Source organism: Kitasatospora sp. NPDC057940, from assembly GCF_042887425.1.
Lineage (GTDB): Bacteria > Actinomycetota > Actinomycetes > Streptomycetales > Streptomycetaceae > Kitasatospora.
On the sequence record NZ_JBHVPH010000001.1, the window covers coordinates 281,451 to 301,109 of the forward strand.

Consider the following 19,659-nt stretch of genomic DNA (forward strand, 5'->3'; position numbering starts at 1 on the left):
CTGCTTGTACGGGCGCGAGGCGCCCACTCCTGCCGCGCGGCACAGGGCTGACGCGGTGTCAGCGCTCCTGGGCGGAGCGCCCCGGGCGGTCGTACGGTGGCCCGGGCGGGTCCTGGGACCCTTCCTCCTGGCCACGGCCGTCCGAAGTCTTGTGGGGTACGGCGGTGGTGTTGCCGCCGGTTGCGGGCCCGGTCCGGCCGGTGCGGTTGGCCCGCTCGGTCTCGATCAGCTCGTTGAGCCACCGGACCTCGCGCTCCACCGACTCCAGTCCGTGCCGCTGCAGCTCGACGGTGTAGTCGTCGAACCGCTCGCGGGCCCGGGCCAGCGAGTTGCGCATCTTCTCCAGTCGCTCCTCCAGCCGGCTGCGGCGCCCTTCCAGGACGCGCATCCGCACGGCCCGGTCGGTCTGGCCGAAGAACGCGAAGTGGACGCCGAAGTGCTCGTCCTCCCAGGCGTCGGGCCCGGAGTCGGCGAGCAGCTCCTCGAAGCGCTGCTTGCCTTCGGGGGAGAGCCGGTAGACGGTCTTGGACCGCTTGCCGTTGAGCGCGGTGGCCGGGACGTACTCGACGTCCGGGTTGTCCTCGACCAGGAAGCCCTGGGCGACCAGGCTCTTCAGGCACGGGTAGAGCGTTCCGTACGAGAACGCCCGCAACGTTCCGAGCAGGACGTTGAGCCGCTTGCGCAGCTCGTAGCCGTGCATCGGGGCGTCGTGGAGCAGACCGAGAACGGCGAACTCCAGCACTCCTGAGCGCCTGCCCATTGCCGTCGTCCTCCTTCCTCTCGGCCGTCGTCCGGCCGTTGCATCGGGCGGTATGTCGCGTCGATGTATCGGCTCGATATATCGAGAACAGTAAACCGGGCCCTCGGAACGGGCAAGGGGGGCACGCGTGAAGGTGATCACAAGCCGACGCGCAGGAGTGATTGGCAACGGGCGTGTAATGATCTGCTGCCGTTTTGCGGGCATTGGGGACTGATGCCCGATTAGTTGGGATTCCCGGCTGCGTACGCTGTCGCGTGTGCACGAGGACCACCTCCGGGGTTAGGGCGGTTGGCGGGCATCGACGTGAACCCTGCCTTCAGGCTGGAACCGCCTGGCGAGGAGTGGCTGCAACATGAGTGAACGACGGCGAAGGACGCCCAGCCCGGGCGGTGACGGGCAGCAGCCCCCGGGTGGTGGTGGCCGTCAGGGCGGACCCGGCCGGGACGAGGTGAGCTCGGACGGCGTCGGCCGCCGGCGCCCCCCCGGCGAACGGGAGACCGCTCAGCAACCCCGGATGACCCGCGCCGAGTTGCGCAAGGCCGCCCAGAAGGGCGGCAAGGGCGGTCGGCGCGGTGCTGCCGCCGCCTCCGCGTCCGCGGCCGCCGCCGCGGGCCCCGGCAAGAAGCGGTTCATCGACTACCCGCGCTTCGGCAAGACCGGCGTCCGGCGCTGGCTGCCGTCCTGGCGGCAGTGGCTGAGCGGCTTCCTGATCGTCTTCGCCACCTGCGTGGGCGCGGTGTTCTACCTCTACCAGACCACTGAGATCCCGAAGCTCAAGGATCTGATGAAGGACCAGAACACCATCTACTACTGGGCCGACGGCTCGGAGATGACCCGCAAGGGCGAGACCAACCGTCAGATCGTCGAGCTCTCCGACATCAGCCCCAACCTGCAGAACGCCGTGATCGCGGCGGAGAACCAGACCTTCCGCGAGGACAGCGGCATCGACCCCAAGGGCATGCTCCGCGCCGTCTACAACATGGCCAAGGGCGGCGAGACCCAGGGCGCCTCGACGATCACCCAGCAGTACGTGAAGAACGCGTACCTCAGCCAGGAGCAGACCCTCAGCCGCAAGCTGAAGGAGTTCTTCATCACGCTGAAGATCAATCAGAAGATGCAGAAGCCGGACATCCTCAAGGGGTACCTGAACACCAGCTGGTTCGGCCGCGGCTCGAACGGCGCCCAGGCCGCCGCACAGGCCTACTACGGGGTCGATGCCAAGGACCTCGACCTGTGCCAGAGCGCCATGCTGGCCGGCCTGTTGAAGGGCGCGTCGTACTACGACCCGACGAAGCCGGAGAACAAGGAGCGGGCCCAGGGGCGGTGGTCCTGGATCCTCGACAACATGGTGAAGATCAAGGCCGTCACCCCGGAGGAGCGCGCCAAGTGCAGCACGTTCCCCGACCCGATCCCGGTGAAGCCCAACTCCAGCATGAACGGTGAGGTCAGCTACCTGGTCGACACCGCCAACAAGTACCTGGTGGCCACCGACAAGTCGATCACCCAGCAGGTGATCGACAAGGGCGGCCTGAAGGTCTACACCACCTTCGAGAAGGACAAGGTCGACGCCCTGAAGAAGGCCGTCGACGACGTCAAGGGCGAGAACCTCAACGCCCAGAAGCGCCCCAACAACGACACCTTCATCCAGTTCGGCTCCGCCAGCATCCGCCCCGGCGACGGCGCGATCGTCGCCCTCTACGGCGGCGACGGCGTGGAGAACGGCCACTTCGACAACAACGCCGACGCCATCGGCGTCCAGGTCGGCTCGACCTTCAAGCCCTTCGTGCTGGCGACCGCCATGCAGATCGGCGTCCAGACGGCCACCGACGACAAGGGCAAGCCGAAGCGGATCAACGCCGACAGCCGCTACCTGTCCGACGACATGTCCGAGATCCGCAAGCCGGACGGCTCGCTGGTGATCGGCGACGACGGCAAGCCCTACCGGCAGAAGAACGAGGACTCCGGCAAGCGCGGCTACGTCTCGCTGCGGGCGGCCATGCAGAACTCGTTCAACGTGCCCTTCGTCCAGCTCAACCAGGACGTCGGCGGTCAGAACGTGGCCAACATCGCCGAGCAGATGGGCGTCCGGAAGGAGAGCTTCGCGGATCCGAAGACCCCGACCTTCGCCCTCGGCACCTCCACCATCAGCCCGATCCGGATGGCCACCGCCTACGGCACCCTGGCGGCCAGCGGCAAGGAGGCCGAGCCCTACTCGGTCACCAAGGTCGAGGTGAACGGCACCGAGCGCCCGGGCTTCGGCAAGAAGGACGCCAAGGTCGCCCTGGAGCCGGCCGTCGCGGACAACGTCACCGACGTGCTGGTGAACGTGGTCAAGAACGGTACCGGTTTCAAGGCCAAGGAGCTGGGCCGGCCGGTGGCCGGCAAGACCGGTACCACCGACCAGAACAAGTCGGCCTGGTGGGTCGGCTACACCCCGCAGCTGGTGACCAGCGTCGCGATGTGGCGTGAGGACCCGAGCAAGCACGAGCGGCTGTCGCTCAACGGCACCGGCGGCAAGGAGTCCATCCACGGTGGTGACATCCCGACCGACGTCTTCACCCGGTACATGAAGGCCGCGCTGGCCAACGAGAAGAAGATGGACTTCCCGGCCCCGCAGCCGGTCGGCACCCAGGTGGACTCCTCCGGCGCCCCGGTCTCGCCGAGCATGACGCCCACGCCGACGACGAGCGAGACCCCGTCGGCCCCGCCCGCGACCCAGCCGGCCAACAACCAGCCGCCGCCGACCAACAACAACCAGCCGCAGCCGCCCGTGTCCACCCAGGGCCCGGGCTGTGTCCCGGGCGTGGACTGCCCGGGCACGCAGCCGAGCCAGACGCCGTCGCACACCAAGACCAACCCCGGTCCGACGAACAGCTGCGGCATCTTCGGCTGCACCACGCCCCCGCCCACGGCGCCGCCGACGGACCCCCCGGCGACGAGCACCAAGCCGAGCAACAGGCCTACGACCCCGGCCTCGACCGGCGGTGGTGGTGGGCAGAACGCGCTGCTGCCCTGACCACCACCCGCTGAGCGGATGAACCGAACGGCGGTGGCGGCCCTCCCCGGAGGGCCGCCACCGCCGTTTCGTCATGATTCGCCGTGCCGCCGGGCGACGGAGGCCGGGCCCGTTGCGGGGTCCTCCTCGTCCCGGTGGGGCCGGTGCGGCAGGATGTCCGGCATGACGTCGAGCGATCGTGACGAATCCGCAGGGCCGGCCGGGCCCGGCGACGCCGCAGGGCCGGTCGGGCCGGCCGTCGCCACGGCCGCGCCGCCGGTCAACACCGTGGTCGTCCCGGCCGACGAGGACCCGGTGGCGGCGGCCGGCAGCGAGGTGATCGGCGGCCCGCCGGGCCGCCGGGCGCTGCTGGGCGTCTCGTGGTGGATCCCGGCGCGCTTCCTGGCGCTGGCGGTGATCGTGATCTCGGTGCTCGGCATGGTGCAGAAGGCGCCCTGCTACAACCAGGCCTGGTTCCAGCCGGGTTCGCCGCAGTACATCCACGCCTGCTACAGCGACATCCCGCACCTGTTCTCCGGCCGCGGCTTCTCGGCCGGGCTGCACCCGTACGTGGACCGCATCCCGGGTACCTCAGGGGATCTGCAGTACCTCGAATACCCGGTGCTGACCGGCCTGTTCATGCAGGTCGCGGCCTGGCTGACACCCGGCGCCGGCACCGCGCAGGACCAGGAGCGGTGGTTCTGGGCGATCAACGCGGGGCTGCTGATGGCCTGCGCGGTGATCGCCGTGGTGGCGCTCTCGCGCACCCACCGCCGCCGCCCCTGGGACGCCCTGCTGTTCGCGCTCGCGCCCGTCCTGCTGCTGAACGGCACGGTCAACTGGGACCTCCTCGCGGTCGCGCTGGCCGCCGTGGCGATGGCCTGGTGGTCCGGCTCCCGGCCCGGCTGGGCGGGTGTCTTCATCGGCCTGGCCACCGCGGCCAAGCTCTACCCGGTGCTGCTGATCGGCCCGCTGCTGGTGCTCTGCTGGCGGGCCGGGAAGTGGCGCGAGTTCCGGGTGATGCTGGCCGGCGCGGCAGGCTCCTGGCTGCTGGTCAACCTGCCGATCATGGCGGCCAACTGGCAGGGCTGGTCGACCTTCTACGTGTTCAGCAAGCACCGCGCCGAGGACTACGGCTCGTTCTGGCTGATCCTGATGCAGAGCCGGGGCACGGGGCTGGCCGACCTCGACGTCTACATCGGCGTGCTGATGGTCCTCGGCTGCCTGGCCATAGCGTGGCTCGGCTTCTCGGCGCCCCGCCGCCCGCGCTTCGCGCAGCTGGCCTTCCTGGTGGTCGCCCTGTTCGTGCTGGTCAACAAGGTGTACTCGCCGCAGTACGCGCTCTGGCTGCTGCCGCTCGCGGTGCTGGCCCGGCCGCGCTGGCGGGACTTCCTGATCTGGCAGGCCTGCGAGGTGCTGTACACCCTGGGCATCTGGTCCCACCTGGGCTTCGTCACCGGGCCCAAGCAGCACGGGATCGGCGAGGCCTGGTACCACTTCGCGGTCGTGCTGCACCTGCTGGGCACGCTCTACCTGGTGGTCGTGGTGGTCCGCGACGCCCTGCAGGCGGACCGCGACCCGGTGCGCTGGGACGGCAGCGACGACCCGTCCGGCGGGGTGCTCGACCGGGCCCCGGACGTGTTCGTGCTCGGCACCGCCCGGACGCTGCGCGAGGAGGAGAGCTACGCCGGATACGCGCCGGCCGGCTCCGAGCAGTGGCTGGACGAGCCAGGACTGCCGGAGCCGGCCGAGAAGGCGTAGGCGCGCTCAGGCGCTTCGGTCGCCCTAGCGGTCCACCACGCGGTCGAAGTGCGTGGTGGTGTGCCGGACCTGGAGGCCGAGCTCCTCGCCGATCGCGGGGGGCTTGGTCTCGCCGTCCAGGAACAGCAGCGAGACCTGCATGTGCGGCGGCTCGGCGAACCAGAGCTGCTTGCCGGCCCAGTGGAACGGCGACTTGGTCTTGTTGACGGTCGCCAGGCCGGCCCGGGCGATGCCCTTGGCCCGGGAGGCCATGGTCTGCACGTACTTGGGCGCCTCCAGGCCGATGCCGTGCGCGGTGCCGCCGGCCACCACCACGATGTGGCCGTCGGCCGGCGCGGGGTGCTGGCGGTAGCCGTAGCGGTCGCCCTTCTTCACCGGGGTGACGTCCAGCACCGTGGCCCGGACCTCCAGCGCGCCGTGGTCGCCCAGCCAGAGCCGGGTGCCGATCCGGGCCCGGAAGACGATGTCCGGGTAGCGCTGGGCCAGCTGCTCCATGCCGGCCGCGCCGAGGTGGCTGACGTACACGGTGTGCACCGGCACCCCGGCCGCCCGGGCGGTGTCCACCCAGTGGACGACCTCCTCGGTCGGGCTGGAGCCGTCCGGCCGGTCCATCGGCAGGTGCAGCGCCAGGCCCTCGAAGGCGACGCCGTCCAGCTCGGCGGCGACGGCCGCGAGGTCGGCGGCGCTCACCCCGTGGCGGCGCATGGAGGTCATGCACTCCACCACCACCCGGGCGCCGTGCAGCGCCCGCAGCGCGTCCAGGTTCGCCACCGTCCGGATCACCCGGGCGTGCGGCAGCGGCAGGGCCTCCTCGCCGACCCGGTACGGGGTGAGCACCAGCAGCTCGCCGCCGTACCACTCGGCGGCGTCGGCCGCCTCGTACGCGGTGCCGACGGCCAGCACACCGGTGCCCAGCAGCGTCGCCTCCTCGGCCAGCCGGTGGTTGCCCAGGCCGTAGCCGTTCCCCTTGGCGACCGGCACCAGGCCGGGGAACTCGGCGAGGACGGAGCGCTGGTGGGTGCGCCAGCGTTCGGTGTCGAGGTAGAGCGACAGCGTCATCGGGTCAGCCTCCTCATCGGCGGGACATGTAGAGGTCGAGGGCCTTGTGCAGCAGCTTGTTGAGCGGGAAGTCCCACTCGCCGAGGTACTCGGCGGCCTGGCCGCCGGTGCCGACCTTGAACTGGATCAGGCCGAACAGGTGGTCGTTCTCGTCCAGGGTGTCGCTGATGCCGCGCAGGTCGTACACGCCGCCGCCGAGCGCGTAGGAGTCGCGCATCATCCGCCACTGGATCGCGTTGGACGGCTTGACCTCGCGCTTGTGGTTGGCCGAGGCGCCGTAGGAGTACCAGACGTGCTCGCCGACCACCAGCATCGTGGTCGCGGCCAGCGGCTCGCCGTCGTGGTAGGCGATGTAGAGCCGCATCCGGTTCTGGTCCTCGGCGGTGAGGGCCTTCCACATCCGCTGGAAGTAGGACAGCGGGCGCGGGGTGAACTTGTCGCGCTCGGCGGTCACCAGGTAGAGCTGGTGGAAGATCGGCAGCTCGTCGTAGCCGCCCTGGTACACCTCGACGCCGCTCTTCTCGGCCTTCTTGATGTTGCGGCGCCAGAGCTGGTTGAAGTTCTTGTGGATGTCGTCCAGCGAGCGGTTGGCCAGCGGCACCTGGAACACGTAGCGCGGCTGGACGTCGCCGAAGCCGGCGCCGCCGTCCTCGCCCTGCAGCCAGCCGGCCTTGCGCAGCCGGTCGGCCACCTCGAAGGCGCGCGCCTCGTACCAGTCGGCCTCGACGTCGCGCAGGCGCTTGGCCTGCTTGCCGGCGATGGCCTCCTTGATGGTGGGGGCGTTCCAGCGGCGGATGACGATCGGCGGGCCCATCTTGACCGAGAACGCGCCCTGCGACTTGAGGTGGGCGAGCATCGGGGAGAGCCAGCGGTCGAGGTCCCGGTCGAACCAGTCGATGACCGGGCCCTCGGGCAGGTAGGCGAGGTAGCGCTTGAGCTTGGGCAGCTGCCGGTAGAGCACCAGGCCGGCGCCGACGAGCTGGTTGGCCTCGTCGAACCAGCCGATCGACTCCGAGCGCCACTCGGCCTTCACGTCACCCCACGACGGCACCTGCATGTGGCTGGCCGAGGCGCGGCTCCTGATGAAGGCGAGGTGCTCCTCGCGGGTGATCGTCCTCAGGCGCAGGCTCATTGCTCGGTGCTCCTCGTCGGTCGGGCTGCGGTGGGCCCAGGTTCTCGGGCTGACCCTATCGTCCGGGGCCCGGGCGCCCGCCGCTGCGGGCGCGACGGCGCCCCCGTCGCGTACCTGTCTCCTTGCAGATACGCCACGGGGGCGCCGAGGGTTCCGGAACGGTGCGACCGGGGCGGCTCAGCCCCAGAGGCCGCCCCGGGCGATGCCGAGGTAGAAGCCGATGGCGGAGGCGCCGAGCGTGATCATCAGCACGAAGCGCTCGGCCGTGGTGACCGAGACGAACATGCCGAGCAGCCCCGTGATGATCCCGAACAGACCGGTCCACGAGGTCAGCAGGTGCAGGTTGTGGAAGAACGAGGTGGTGAAGGCGATCACGCCCAGCACGGCGGTGAGGCCCACCAGGGCGTTCTCGCGGGGGTGCGGGTGGCCGTCGGTGTTCAGTGTGAGCGCGGGCATGCGGTGGACGGACTGGGCCATGTGTCCCACCTCCTGGCGTGGAGACGAACGGGCAGGAATCCCGTTCCGTCCAGATTGCGGCGGTTGGGTCGGTCTCACAACCCCTATGCGTTTTGTTCGGCCGTCCGGGTGCGGGTAGGCTGTGCCGTCTGCACTGGTGTAGTTGTGCCCCCTTGCGCCCTCTTCCGGGCGACCACCCCGTCGGGTGAGCGGGGCCCGATTGTCGGACCCGGCCGCTACGGTGGCCGGTGTCGTCACTGCTCCGGTGCCGACGCTGCACAACCCTCCTGCCACGGAGAGACCGTGGCCGTTGAGTCCAAAGGAGGTGGGTTACCCATGCGTCACTACGAGGTGATGGTCATCCTCGACCCCTCGGTCGAGGAGCGCGCTGTCTCCCCCCTGATCGAGAACTTCCTCACCGTCGTCCGGAACGCCGGCGGCAAGGTGGAGAAGGTCGACACCTGGGGTCGTCGCCGTCTGGCTTACGAGATCAACAAGCAGTCCGAGGGCATCTACTCGGTCATCGACCTGAAGGCCACGCCTGAGGTCGTCAAGGAGCTCGACCGCCAGATGGGCCTGAGCGAGTCGGTTCTGCGGACCAAGGTCCTGCGCCCGGACACCCACTGAGCCACCTCTGAGGCCTTCGGGTCTCGGGTAGCTCGCGTCCGCTGTTTCACGTGAAACAGCGGTGAACGGACATCTTCCCGAGAGGTCATCACCACCATGGCAGGCGAGACCGTCATCACCCTCGTCGGCAATCTCGTCGACGACCCCGAGCTGCGCTTCACCCCGTCGGGTGCGGCGGTCGCGAAGTTCCGTATCGCGTCCACCCCCCGCACCTTCGACCGTCAGACGAACGAGTGGAAGGACGGCGAGAGCCTCTTCCTCACGTGCAACGTCTGGCGGCAGCCGGCGGAGAACGTGGCCGAGTCGCTGCAGCGCGGCATGCGCGTCATCGTGCAGGGCCGACTGCGCCAGCGGTCTTACGAGACCAAGGAAGGCGAGAAGCGGACGGTCTTCGAGGTCGAGGTCGACGAGGTCGGCCCGAGCCTGCGCTCGGCGACCGCGAAGGTCACCCGGGCCAACCGGTCCGGTGGCCCCGGCGGCTCTGGTGGCGGCTTCGGCGGCCAGCAGGGCGGCGGCGGTGGCCAGCAGGGCGGTTGGGGCGGCGGTGGCGGCCAGCAGGGCGGCGGCAGCTGGGGTGGAAACTCCGGCGGCGGCGGCCAGTCCGGCCCCTCCGACGACCCGTGGGCGTCCAGCACTCCGTCCGGCGGCCAGCAGGGCGGCGGCAGCTGGGGCGCCCCGTCCGGTGGCGGCTTCTCGGAAGAGCCCCCGTTCTAAGAGCTGACAGATTTCGTGCGGCCCGGCCGCCGGCGTCCTGAGGACGCAGGCCGGGCCGTGAACCCCAAATGGAGCACACAATGGCGAAGCCGCCTGCTCGCAAGCCGAAGAAGAAGGTTTGCGTCTTCTGCAAGGACAAGGTCAACTACGTTGACTACAAGGACACGAACCTGCTGCGGAAGTTCATCTCCGACCGTGGCAAGATCCGTGCCCGCCGGGTCACCGGCAACTGCACCCAGCACCAGCGTGACGTCGCCACGGCCGTGAAGAACAGCCGTGAGATGGCGCTGCTGCCCTACACCAGCACCGCGCGCTAAGAGAGGGTGACCAAGTAATGAAGATCATCCTCACGCACGAGGTGCCGGGTCTCGGCTCCGCCGGCGAGGTCGTCGAGGTCAAGGACGGCTACGCCCGCAACTACCTGGTTCCGCGTGGCTACGCCATCCGCTGGACCAAGGGCGGCCAGAAGGACGTCGACGCGATCCGTCGCGCCCGCAAGATCCACGAGATCCAGACCCTTGAGGCCGCCAACGAGGTCAAGGGCAAGCTCGAGGGCGTCCAGGTCAAGCTGGCCGTTCGCTCGGGCGACGCCGGCCGTCTGTTCGGTTCGGTGACCCAGGCCGACGTCGTGGAGGCCATCAAGGCCGCCGGCGGCCCGGCCGTGGACAAGCGCGCCGTCGCGATCGCCTCGCCGATCAAGACCGTGGGCACCCACAAGGTCTCGGTCAAGCTGCACGCCGACGTCCAGGCCAACCTCGACGTCGCCGTCGTCGCTGCCTGAGTTCCGTAGCAGTGGCCTGAGGGCCGGACTCCTCCGGGAGTCCGGCCCTCGGTCGTGTTCCGGCGCGTTCCGTGCTGGAACGTTCGGCCCCGGCGCCGTCAGCCCCGGACGGCCCCGGTGACCAGCCAGCGGCCGCCGCGCGCCCGCCCGACCAGGAAGGCCGCGCGGACCAGCATGAACAGGTTCATCGCCCACCACAGCCCGGCCAGCCCGGTGCCGGTGGCCGGCACCGCGATCGCCGCCGGGGTGAACACCGCCAGGGTCGCGATCGCCGCCCAGGCCAGGTAAGGGCCGTCCCCGGCGCCCATCAGCACCCCGTCCAGCACGAAGACCAGGCCGGCGACCGGCTGGCTGAGCGCGAGCAGCAGCAGGGCGGTGTCCAACTGCCCCTGCACCGCCGGATCGGGCGTGAACAGCGGGACGTACAGCGGGCGGGCGGCCACCACCAGCAGGCCCAGCAGCACGCCCGAGCCGATGCCCCACTCGACCATCCGGCGGGTGGCGGCCCTGGCGCCCGGGACGTCCTCGGCGCCCAGGTAGCGGCCGATGATCGCCTGGCCGGCGATCGCGATGGCGTCCAGGGCGAAGGCCAGGAAGCTGAACAGCGTCATGGCGATCTGGTGCGCGGCCACCTGGTCGTCGCCCAGCCTGGCGGCCACCGCGGTGGCGATCATCAGCACCGCGCGCAGGCTGACCGTCCGGACCAGCAGCGGACCGCCCGCTCTGGCACTGGCCCGGATGCCGGTCGCGTCCGGCCGCAGCGAGGCGTGCTCGCGCCGCGCCCCGCGCACCACCACGACCAGGTAGACGACGGCCATCCCGGTCTGCGCGAGCACGGTGCCCCAGGCCGAGCCGGCCACCCCGAGCCCGGCGCCGTACACCAGGCCGGCGTTCAGGCCGATGTTGGCGGTGAAGCCCGCGATCGCCACCAGCAGCGGCGTGCGGGTGTCCTGGAGGCCGCGCAGCACGCCGGTGGCGGCCATCACCATGAGCATCGCGGGGATGCCCAGGGCGCTGATCCGCAGGTACGTCACGGCGTAGGGGGCGGCGGTCTCCGAGGCCCCCAGGACGTCGGCCGCCCAGGGGGCCAGCAGCACGGTGAGCAGCACCACCGGGACGGCCAGGCCGAGGGCGAGCCAGATGCCGTCGACGCCCTGCTGGACGGCGCCGCGGCGGTCCCCGGCACCGATCCGGCGGGCCACCGCCGCGGTGGTGGCGTAGGCGAGGAAGACGAACACGCCGGTCGCGGTGGACAGCGCGGCGGCGGCGACGCCGACCCCGGCCAGCTGCGGGGTGCCGAGGTGGCCGACGATCGCCGAGTCGGCCATCAGGAACAGCGGTTCGGCGACCAGCGCGCCGAAGGCCGGGACGGCCAGTGCGAGGATCTCCCGGTCGTGCCGGCGTCTGGAGGGGGTCGGGGCTGCGGGAGGGGCGGTCATGGGCTCCAGGCTACTCATCCACAGGTAATGACTGCTAGTGGTAGTTGGCTATTACTCGAATTCTTGAGCGAGGCGCTCGGCCCGCTGCGCGCCCGCGGGCGTCCGGCTGCGTGTGAAGAATTTCTCATGCACAGGCCCGGTAAGAGGTAATACCTGGTCAGCAGGTTGACGGTGGACAGATGGTCTGGTTATCCACAGGGCCTTCCACAGGGGCGTCCACAGCTTTGCGGCACTTCTCCACAGCCCAGGGCCGCTCGTCCACACCCCCTGTGGATAACCGCCTTGGCTGAACGGCTCCCGGCGCCTTAGCGTGGGCCCTCCGCCCGACACTCCCGCCCGCCCCGGCGTCCGATTTGTCGGTGCCGTGGCGTACAAAGAGGAGCGGCTCCGCTCCACCCAGCCACCGGCAAGGCCCGCTCCAACTCGCACCACTCGCTGATCGGGGAACACGCGTGACCGGCCCCCAGTACGACGACCACGACGCCCCGCCGCCGGAGGAGGACTGGCAGCCCGCCGAGGACCCCTTCCCGGCCGGCGCCTTCGACGACGCGTCCTTCCCCGACGGGCCCGGCGACCGGCTCCCGGTCTCCCGCAGCCGCTCCGGCCAGGGCGGCGGCCGGGAGGGCAACCGGGACGGCGGCGGTCGTGAGGGCGGCTTCCAGAAGGGCGGCAAGGGCGGCCGGAGCGGCGCCCCGCGCGACGGTTCGCAGAGCGGTGGCGGCGGCTGGCAGCGCCGCGACGACGAGGGCCAGGGCGGCGTGGACGGCTTCGAGCGCGTCCCCCCGCAGGACCTCGCCGCCGAGCAGTCCGTCCTCGGCGGCATGCTGCTGTCCAAGGACGCCATCGCCGACGTGGTCGAGGTGCTCAAGCCGGCCGACTACTACCGGCCCGCGCACGAGATGGTCCACGGCGCGATCCTCGACCTGTACGCCCGCGGCGAGCCGGCCGACCCGATCACCGTGGCCGGCGAGCTCACCAAGCGCGGCGAACTGCAGCGCGTCGGCGGCGCCTCCTACCTGCACACCCTGGTCAACTCCGTCCCGACCGCCGCCAACGCCGAGTACTACGCGCAGATCGTCCACGAGCGCGCCGTCCTGCGCCGCCTGGTCGAGGCCGGCACCCGTATCGCCGGCATGGGCTACGCGGCCGAGGGCGACGTCGACGAGATCGTCAACGCCGCCCAGGCGGAGATCTACGCCGTCACCGAGCAGCGCACCAACGAGGACTACGCGCCGCTCGCCGACATCATGGAGGGCGCCCTCGACGAGATCGAGGCGATCGGCTCCCGCAACGGCCAGATGTCCGGCGTCCCGACCGGCTTCGCCGACTTCGACGCGCTCACCAACGGCCTCCACCCCGGCCAGATGATCGTCATCGCGGCCCGCCCCGCGATGGGAAAGTCGACCCTGGCGCTGGACTTCGCCCGCGCCTGCTCGATCCAGAACAAGCTGCCGAGCGTGATCTTCTCGCTCGAAATGGGCCGCAACGAGATCGCCATGCGACTGCTGTCCGCCGAGGCCCGGGTCGCGCTGCACCACATGCGCTCCGGGAACATGACGGACGACGACTGGACCCGCGTCGCCCGCCGGATGCCCGACGTCAGCGAGGCGCCGCTGTTCATCGACGACTCCCCGAACCTGTCGATGATGGAGATCCGGGCCAAGTGCCGCCGGCTCAAGCAGCGCAACGACATCAAGCTGGTCGTCATCGACTACCTCCAGCTGATGCAGTCCGGCGGCTCCCGCCGGGCGGAGAACCGCCAGCAGGAGGTCTCCGACATGTCGCGAAACCTGAAGCTGCTGGCCAAGGAGCTGGAAGTCCCGGTCATCGCGCTCTCCCAGCTGAACCGTGGTCCCGAGCAGCGCACCGACAAGCGGCCGATGGTCTCCGACCTGCGCGAGTCCGGCTCGATCGAGCAGGACGCCGACATGGTCATCCTGCTCCACCGCGAGGACGCCTACGAGAAGGAGTCCCCGCGCGCCGGCGAGGCCGACCTGATCGTCGCCAAGCACCGTAACGGCCCCACCGCCACCATCACGGTGGCCTTCCAGGGCCACTACTCGCGCTTCGTCGACATGACCCGGGACTAGGAACGGCCGCGGGGGCACTCGGGAGGCCTCGTCCGACCGTCACCGAGGCGAACGCATCAGTGTGATGAGCTACTGTCCGTGCGGTGAAAACGATACGACAGCTGTCCGCCCGCCGGGCCGGGGGAAGCAAGCAGGCTCGGGCGGGCGGATCGGCCAGTCGGCTGGGCTGGCTCGACGCGCTTCGCGGCGTGGCCGCCCTGGTGGTGGCGCTCCACCACTTCGACGTCCTGAAGATGCTGCCGGACGGGGTGGCGTCCTTCATCTGGTGGCACGCCGACCTGGGCCTCTACGGCGTCATGCTGTTCTTCCTGGTCAGCGGTTACATCATCCCGGCCTCGCTGGAGCGCCGCGGGGACGTGCGGGCGTTCTGGATCGGACGGATCTTCCGGCTCTGGCCGCCGGTGATCATCGGAATCACGGTGGCGCTGGCCATCATCCCGAAGGGCGACGGCTCGGTCGCGCTCTTCGCCACCGATCACGACCTGATCTACGTGGCCGCCAACTCGACCATGCTGCAGGACTTCATGGGCGTCTGGAACGGCCTGGGCGTCATGTGGACCCTCAGCTACGAGATGGTCTTCTACTACATGGTCACCGCGCTCTTCACGGTCGGCCAGCACCGCCGCAGCGGCCCGATCGCGGTCGGCTTCGCCGGCGTGGCGCTGCTCTTCGGCACCTCCATCGCCTCCCACACGCTGACCAGTGACATCACCTCGACCCGCAACCTGGTCTGGGGCTCCGTCCTGATCGTGCTGTTCGGCTTCGCCTGCGTGCTGAGCGGCCGGCCGAACCTGACCCGGGTCGGGGCGATCACGCTCGGCCTGCTGGGCTTCGTGCTGATGTACAACAACAGCCGGGCCCCGATGTTCGAGACCCTGATGATCTTCGCGACGATGTTCGCGGGCACCGCGATCTACCGGGCCGAGAACCGCCAGATCGACCGCCTCCAGGCGATCATGTGCTGCGGCTTCGTGCTCGTCGCGGGGGTGGCCGTCGCCTGGATGTACAACCGTGACGGCATGGAGCAGAACACCTGGACGTCCGGCTGGATGGCCTGGGCCGGCTCCTACCTCGGGGCCTGGATCACGTTCGGCATCGGCATGGCGCTGCGCAAGCGCCGCTTCCCGAAGCCGCTCACCTGGCTCGGCGGGATCAGCTTCTCGCTCTACCTGCTGCACGTCCCGCTGGTGCACACCATCCAGCCGCTGCTGCACGTGCCCAAGGTGCCGCCGACGACCGGCGGCAAGCTGATCTGGACGGCCGAGTACCTCGTCGTGATCATGCTGGCGAGCTGGGTGATGTACCGGCTGGTGGAGCTGCCCGTGCAGAAGCTGGGCCGCAAGGTGGCCAAGGCGGTCGAGCGCCGCTGGCCGGGCGGTGCCCCGCAGCCGGCGGCCGCCCCGTCGACCGGGGCGCCCGCGACCGGCGAGGCCGCCGGGGCCGTTCCGGCTCAGTCCGGGGAGAAGGCCCAGTCCGGGGAGAAGGGCCAGGGCGGGGGCCAGGACCAGGAACAGGTGCCGGTCGAAGTCGGCGCCGGCGGCCCGGGGCAACGGGTCGGCTGACCGCCGCACGGACGCGCCGAGGGCTCGCCTCCCACCCGGGAGGCGAGCCCTCGGCGCGTGGCCCCCGGGCGCCGTCAGACGGTGACGGTGGCGCGGAAGAGGGTCGTGGCGGTGCCGGACAGCCGGGTGGGGGCGCCGGTGGCGGGGAGGAAGGCCGACCGGCCGCGGGCGAGCTCCAGGGTGGTGCCGTCGGCGGCGGTGAGCCGGGCGGTGCCCTCGGTGCAGAGCAGGATTTGCGGGGCGCGGCCGTCGACCTCGCGGTCCCGGCCGTCCAGGACGAAGCGGGAGAGCCGGAACTCGTCGATCGGGACGGGGTAGAGCTCCTCGCCGGCGGTGCCGTCGACCGGGCGGGGGTGCAGCAGCTCGGGGGCGCCGGCCTCGAAGACCAGGACCTTCAGCAGCTCGGGCAGGTCGATGTGCTTGGGGGTGAGGCCGGCCCGCAGCACGTTGTCGGAGTTGGCCTGGAGCTCGACGCAGGCGCCCGACAGGTAGGCGTGCGGCACGCCGGCGTCCAGGTAGAGCGCCTCGCCGGCCCGGAGCCGGAAGTGGTTGAGCAGCAGGGCGGCGATCAGGCCGCGGTCCTCCGGGAAGTCCTCGGCGATCCGGGCGTACGGCCCGTAGCCGCCGGCCGGGTCGGTGCGGGCCAGGGCCCGGGCCGTCTCCCGGACGGTCTCCTCGGCGGCCTTCCCGTCCATGGCGAGGATGGCGGCCAGCGTGCCGCGCAGCGCCTCGGCCTCGTCCTCGACGGCCAGCAGGTCGATCAGCGGGGCGAGCCCGGGCACCGCGAGCCCGGCCATCAGCCCGGCCGCCTCGGCGGGCCGCCGGAAGCCGCAGAGCCCCTCGAAGGCGCCCAGCGCGCAGACCATCTCGGGCTTGTGGTTGGCGTCGCGATAGCTGCGCTCGGGGGCGTCCAGCGGGATGCCGAGGGCGTTCTCGGCGGCGAACCCGGCGCGGGCCTGGGCGATCGTGGGGTGGGCCTGGATGGACAGCGGGAGGCCCGCGGTCAGGATCTTGAACAGGAACGGCAGGGTCGGACCGAACCGGGCGACGGTCGCGGCGCCGAGCTCGCCCTCGGGGTCGGCCGCGATCAGCTCGTCCAGCCGGCGGGGCCCCTCGCCCCGGTCGGCCCGGGACGGGTCGCCGGGGTGGGCGCCCATCCACAGCTCGGCCTGCGGTTCGCCGGTCGGCTCCTGCCCGAGCAGTTCGGGCAGGGCGGTCAGCGACCCCCAGGCGTACGGGCGGACGGTGTTGATGAGCCTGTCCATGCGCGCGGTCCTACTCCTTCGCTGGGTGGCGGGTGTGCCGGATCGTCGGGGCAACGGGCCCGACGGTGCGGGGGGCCGGACACGGGCAAGGTCATCGACCCTAGCCGACCGGTGTCGCCCGCGAGGAAACGGCGGGTACCGGAGGGGAGTGCCCTGGCCGGACCGGTGGTTCCCGGGCGCGGTAGTAGGATGCCAGGACGCAGTAGTCTCCGCCCTGCACAGCAGTTTCCACCGTGGTTCACCCCGTCGGCGGGCTGCCGGCGGAGCCGCGTTCCAGAGTGCGGGCGATGGTGTTCTGACACTCCCCGCCATCGGCCGAGAGGTTTGTACGTGACCGTGAACCAGCAGAGTTTTGCTGATCTCGGCAGGGTCCTGGTGATCATTCCGACCTACAACGAGGCGGAGAACGTCGAGCGGATCGTCGGCCGGGTGCGGGCGGCGGTCCCCGAGGCCCACGTGCTGGTCGCCGACGACAACAGCCCCGACGGCACCGGCGAACTGGCCGACAAGCTGTCCGCCGAGGACCCGAACGTGCACGTCATGCACCGCAAGGGCAAGGAGGGCCTGGGCGCCGCCTACCTCGCGGGCTTCCGCTGGGGCATCGACAGCGGCTACGACGTCCTGGTCGAGATGGACGCGGACGGCTCGCACCAGCCCGAGGAACTGGACCGGCTGCTGAGCGCGCTGCGCGGCGCCGACCTGGTACTGGGCTCGCGCTGGGTGCCGGGCGGCCGGGTGGTGAACTGGCCGAAGTCGCGCCTGCTGCTCTCCCGCGGCGGCTCGACCTACTCGCGGCTGGCGCTGGGCGTGCCGATCCGGGACGTCACCGGCGGCTACCGGGCGTTCCGCAAGGAGACCCTGCTGGGCCTGGGCATGGACGAGGTCGCCTCGGCCGGGTACTGCTTCCAGGTCGACCTGGCCTGGCGCACGGTGAAGGCCGGGTTCAAGGTGGCCGAGGTGCCGATCACCTTCGTCGAGCGCGAGCTGGGCGCGTCCAAGATGAGCCGCAACATCGTGATCGAGGCGCTGTGGCGGGTGACCGCCTGGGGCGTCTCCGACCGGCTGGCCCGCCTGCGCGGCGCGGCCAAGCGCTGACCCCCACGAAGTGACCGCCCGGGGCTCGTCCGTCGTCACGACGGACGAGCCCCGGGCGTTCTCGTGCCCCGGGGCGGGCCGCCCACGACGCCGAGGCTCCGGCCGTTCGGGCCGCGATGTGACCTGAGCCGGAAGGCGTGCCCCGCCGGGCGCGCCTTCCGCGCAATCCGACACCGGTACTCCCATGCTGTAGGGCGCAGGAAGTCCGACCGCCGACCAGAGGGAGCAGCCAGTGACGTCGTCCCCGCCCGAGGAGGGCGCCGGCGCGGAGCGCACGGCGGCCGAGGCCGCCGCCCCGGACCACGAGCGGCCCGCCCGCCCGCTGGAGGTCGCCGTCTTCACCGGCCCCGAATCGGCCTTCTTCGCCACCTCCACCCTGATCCTCGGCGAGCGGACCGCGATCCTGGTCGACGCCCAGCTCACCCGCAGCGCCGGCCGCGAGCTCGCCGAATGGGTCGCCGGCAAGGGCCGCCGACTGCTCGCCATCGTCGTCACCCACCACCACCCCGACCACTACTTCGGCGCCGAGGAGGTGCTGAGGCTCTTCCCCGACGCCCGGCTGCTGGCCGCGCCCGCCGTGGTCGACGGCATCCGGCGCACCGCCGCCGCCAAGGTCGCCCAGTGGAAGCCGGTCTACGGCGACGACATCCCGGACCACCCGCTGATCCCTGCCCCGCTGCTGCCGCAGCCCCTCATGCTCGACCGCCAGGTCATCCCCGTGCTGCTGCTCGGCCAGGGCGACTGCGGCGACTCGACGGTCGTCCACGTGCCGAGCATCCGGACGGTGATCGCCGGGGACTTCGCCTACAACGGCACCCACGTCTGGACCGCCGACACCACCCCGGCCCAGCGCACCACCTGGGGCCACAACCTCGGCCGGATCGCCGACCTCGGCGTGGACCGGGTCATCGCCGGCCACCGCGCCCCCGACCAGGGCGATGACGCCGCCCGGGTGCTCGCCTTCACCGGCGAGTACCTCCAGGACTTCGACCGGCTGCTGGCCGAGCACCCGCACGACCCGGAGGCACTGGTCACCGCGATGAACGAGCGGTACGGGGAGCTGACGCTGCCGGCCATCCTGGAACTGGGCGCCGCCGCCAACACCGCCCGGGCGGCACGAGGGGGCGAGATCGTCGAGGCGGAGATCGTCGAGGACGACATCGTCGAGGCGGAGATCGTCGAGGACGAGCCCACCGAGGAGCCCGGGGAGTCCACGGAGCCCGAGCAGTCCACGGAGTCCGAGGAGCCCGGGCGGTCCCCGGAGCGCGGGACGGGCGGAGCCGAGTAGGGCGGATACTGGCCGCATGACGCCCTACGACGTGATCGTCCCGGCCGGCGGGGCCGCCCGTCGCCTGGGCGGGGCCGACAAACCCGGGCTGACCGTGGGCGAGACCACCCTGCTCGACCGGGTGCTCGCCGCCTGCACGGGCGCCCGCACCACCGTCGTGGTCGGCCCCGACCGGCCGACCGCGCGCAGCGGCGTCCGCCGGACCAGGGAGCAGCCGCCGGGCGGCGGGCCGGTCGCCGCCGTCGCCGCCGGACTCGACCTGGTCACCGCGCCGACCGTGCTGCTGCTCGCCGCGGACCTGCCGTTCCTGGACCGACGGACCGTCGACCGGCTGGTCACCGTCCTCGCCGAGGCGGGCCCGGCCGTCGAGGCCGCCGTCCTGGTCGACGCCGGCGGGCGCGACCAGCCGCTCGCCGCCGCCTACCGCACCGCCCCGCTGCGCATCGCGCTGGCCGCCCTCGGCGATCCGGCCGGCCTCCCGCTGCGCCGCCTCATCGGCGGTCTCGCCCGGCAGTTGGTGGCCGACACCGACAACGTCGCCTACGACTGCGACACCTGGGAGGACCTCGAACAGGCCCGGGAGCGCGACCGGTCGTAGGGCGTGTTTCACCGTTCCCGCCGGTCCGTGCGCACGG

17 protein-coding genes are annotated in these 19,659 nt (G+C 71.4%); 11 read left to right on the forward strand and 6 right to left on the reverse strand.

The genetic code is table 11. The annotated features are described in order from the left end of the window. Positions 1–58: 58 nt before the first annotated feature. Positions 59–760 (reverse strand): PadR family transcriptional regulator, encoded by a 702-nt coding sequence (locus ACFVTF_RS01300; protein ID WP_063348480.1) that lies wholly within the window; start codon positions 758–760, stop codon positions 59–61. A 352-nt stretch (positions 761–1,112) separates the two neighbouring features. On the opposite strand from ACFVTF_RS01300, the gene ACFVTF_RS01305 reads away from it, so the two are divergent. Together ACFVTF_RS01305 and ACFVTF_RS01310 are read left to right on the forward strand one after the other, a co-directional pair. Further along, positions 1,113–3,776, forward strand: a complete 2,664-nt coding sequence (locus ACFVTF_RS01305) for a transglycosylase domain-containing protein (RefSeq protein ID WP_387807589.1) — start codon at positions 1,113–1,115, stop codon at positions 3,774–3,776. A gap of 162 nt (positions 3,777–3,938) precedes the next feature. Next, positions 3,939–5,516, forward strand: coding sequence for a glycosyltransferase family 87 protein (locus ACFVTF_RS01310; protein WP_387807592.1), 1,578 nt, complete (start codon positions 3,939–3,941; stop codon positions 5,514–5,516). 24 nt (positions 5,517–5,540) lie between these two features. Here the strand turns inward: ACFVTF_RS01310 and ACFVTF_RS01315 are convergent, their stop codons facing one another. From ACFVTF_RS01315 to ACFVTF_RS01325, 3 genes are all read right to left on the reverse strand, one after another. Further along, the gene (locus ACFVTF_RS01315) at positions 5,541–6,575 is read right to left on the reverse strand and encodes an alanine racemase (RefSeq protein WP_371517883.1); all 1,035 of its coding nucleotides are present in this window, start codon (positions 6,573–6,575) and stop codon (positions 5,541–5,543) included. 13 nt (positions 6,576–6,588) lie between these two features. After that, positions 6,589–7,707, reverse strand: coding sequence for a peptidoglycan bridge formation glycyltransferase FemA/FemB family protein (locus tag ACFVTF_RS01320; protein WP_063348484.1), 1,119 nt, complete (start codon positions 7,705–7,707; stop codon positions 6,589–6,591). 177 nt (positions 7,708–7,884) lie between these two features. Then, positions 7,885–8,184, reverse strand: coding sequence for a hypothetical protein (locus ACFVTF_RS01325; protein ID WP_063348485.1), 300 nt, complete (start codon positions 8,182–8,184; stop codon positions 7,885–7,887). A gap of 315 nt (positions 8,185–8,499) precedes the next feature. Between ACFVTF_RS01325 and rpsF the strand changes: the two genes are divergently transcribed. The 4 genes from rpsF to rplI all read left to right on the forward strand — a co-directional run bounded on the left by rpsF (position 8,500) and on the right by rplI (position 10,285). Further along, positions 8,500–8,790, forward strand: a complete 291-nt coding sequence (gene rpsF, locus ACFVTF_RS01330; protein ID WP_063348486.1) for a 30S ribosomal protein S6 — start codon at positions 8,500–8,502, stop codon at positions 8,788–8,790. 96 nt (positions 8,791–8,886) lie between these two features. Then, on the forward strand, positions 8,887–9,504 hold the full coding sequence (locus ACFVTF_RS01335; protein ID WP_350876693.1) for a single-stranded DNA-binding protein: 618 nt from the start codon (positions 8,887–8,889) through the stop codon (positions 9,502–9,504). A gap of 80 nt (positions 9,505–9,584) precedes the next feature. Next, positions 9,585–9,821 carry a 30S ribosomal protein S18 gene (rpsR, locus tag ACFVTF_RS01340; protein WP_030304537.1) on the forward strand — a complete coding sequence of 79 codons (237 nt, stop codon included), beginning with the start codon at positions 9,585–9,587 and terminating at the stop codon, positions 9,819–9,821. 17 nt (positions 9,822–9,838) lie between these two features. After that, positions 9,839–10,285: a 50S ribosomal protein L9 gene (gene rplI, locus ACFVTF_RS01345; RefSeq protein ID WP_063348488.1), complete on the forward strand. Its 447-nt coding sequence runs from the start codon at positions 9,839–9,841 to the stop codon at positions 10,283–10,285. A 98-nt stretch (positions 10,286–10,383) separates the two neighbouring features. On the opposite strand, the gene ACFVTF_RS01350 is transcribed toward rplI, so the two are convergent. Then, complete coding sequence (locus tag ACFVTF_RS01350) at positions 10,384–11,724, reverse strand: MATE family efflux transporter (protein ID WP_387807597.1); 1,341 nt, start codon at positions 11,722–11,724, stop codon at positions 10,384–10,386. Between the two features lie 452 nt (positions 11,725–12,176). Between ACFVTF_RS01350 and dnaB the strand changes: the two genes are divergently transcribed. Both dnaB and ACFVTF_RS01360 read left to right on the forward strand, forming a co-directional pair. Then, positions 12,177–13,814 (forward strand): replicative DNA helicase, encoded by a 1,638-nt coding sequence (dnaB, locus tag ACFVTF_RS01355; protein WP_371517886.1) that lies wholly within the window; start codon positions 12,177–12,179, stop codon positions 13,812–13,814. An 83-nt stretch (positions 13,815–13,897) separates the two neighbouring features. Continuing rightward, complete coding sequence (locus ACFVTF_RS01360; protein ID WP_387807601.1) at positions 13,898–15,376, forward strand: acyltransferase family protein; 1,479 nt, start codon at positions 13,898–13,900, stop codon at positions 15,374–15,376. A gap of 74 nt (positions 15,377–15,450) precedes the next feature. Here the strand turns inward: ACFVTF_RS01360 and manA are convergent, their stop codons facing one another. Further along, the gene (gene manA, locus ACFVTF_RS01365; protein WP_387807604.1) at positions 15,451–16,641 is read right to left on the reverse strand and encodes a mannose-6-phosphate isomerase, class I; all 1,191 of its coding nucleotides are present in this window, start codon (positions 16,639–16,641) and stop codon (positions 15,451–15,453) included. A gap of 330 nt (positions 16,642–16,971) precedes the next feature. Between manA and ACFVTF_RS01370 the strand changes: the two genes are divergently transcribed. The 3 genes from ACFVTF_RS01370 (at position 16,972) to ACFVTF_RS01380 (ending at position 19,622) form a co-directional block, all read left to right on the forward strand. Beyond that, positions 16,972–17,736, forward strand: a complete 765-nt coding sequence (locus ACFVTF_RS01370) for a polyprenol monophosphomannose synthase (RefSeq protein WP_387807607.1) — start codon at positions 16,972–16,974, stop codon at positions 17,734–17,736. 232 nt (positions 17,737–17,968) lie between these two features. Next, positions 17,969–19,024 carry an MBL fold metallo-hydrolase gene (locus ACFVTF_RS01375; RefSeq protein ID WP_371517891.1) on the forward strand — a complete coding sequence of 352 codons (1,056 nt, stop codon included), beginning with the start codon at positions 17,969–17,971 and terminating at the stop codon, positions 19,022–19,024. 16 nt (positions 19,025–19,040) lie between these two features. Continuing rightward, positions 19,041–19,622, forward strand: a complete 582-nt coding sequence (locus ACFVTF_RS01380; protein ID WP_387807610.1) for a molybdenum cofactor guanylyltransferase — start codon at positions 19,041–19,043, stop codon at positions 19,620–19,622. The last annotated feature ends 37 nt before the right edge of the window (positions 19,623–19,659 follow it).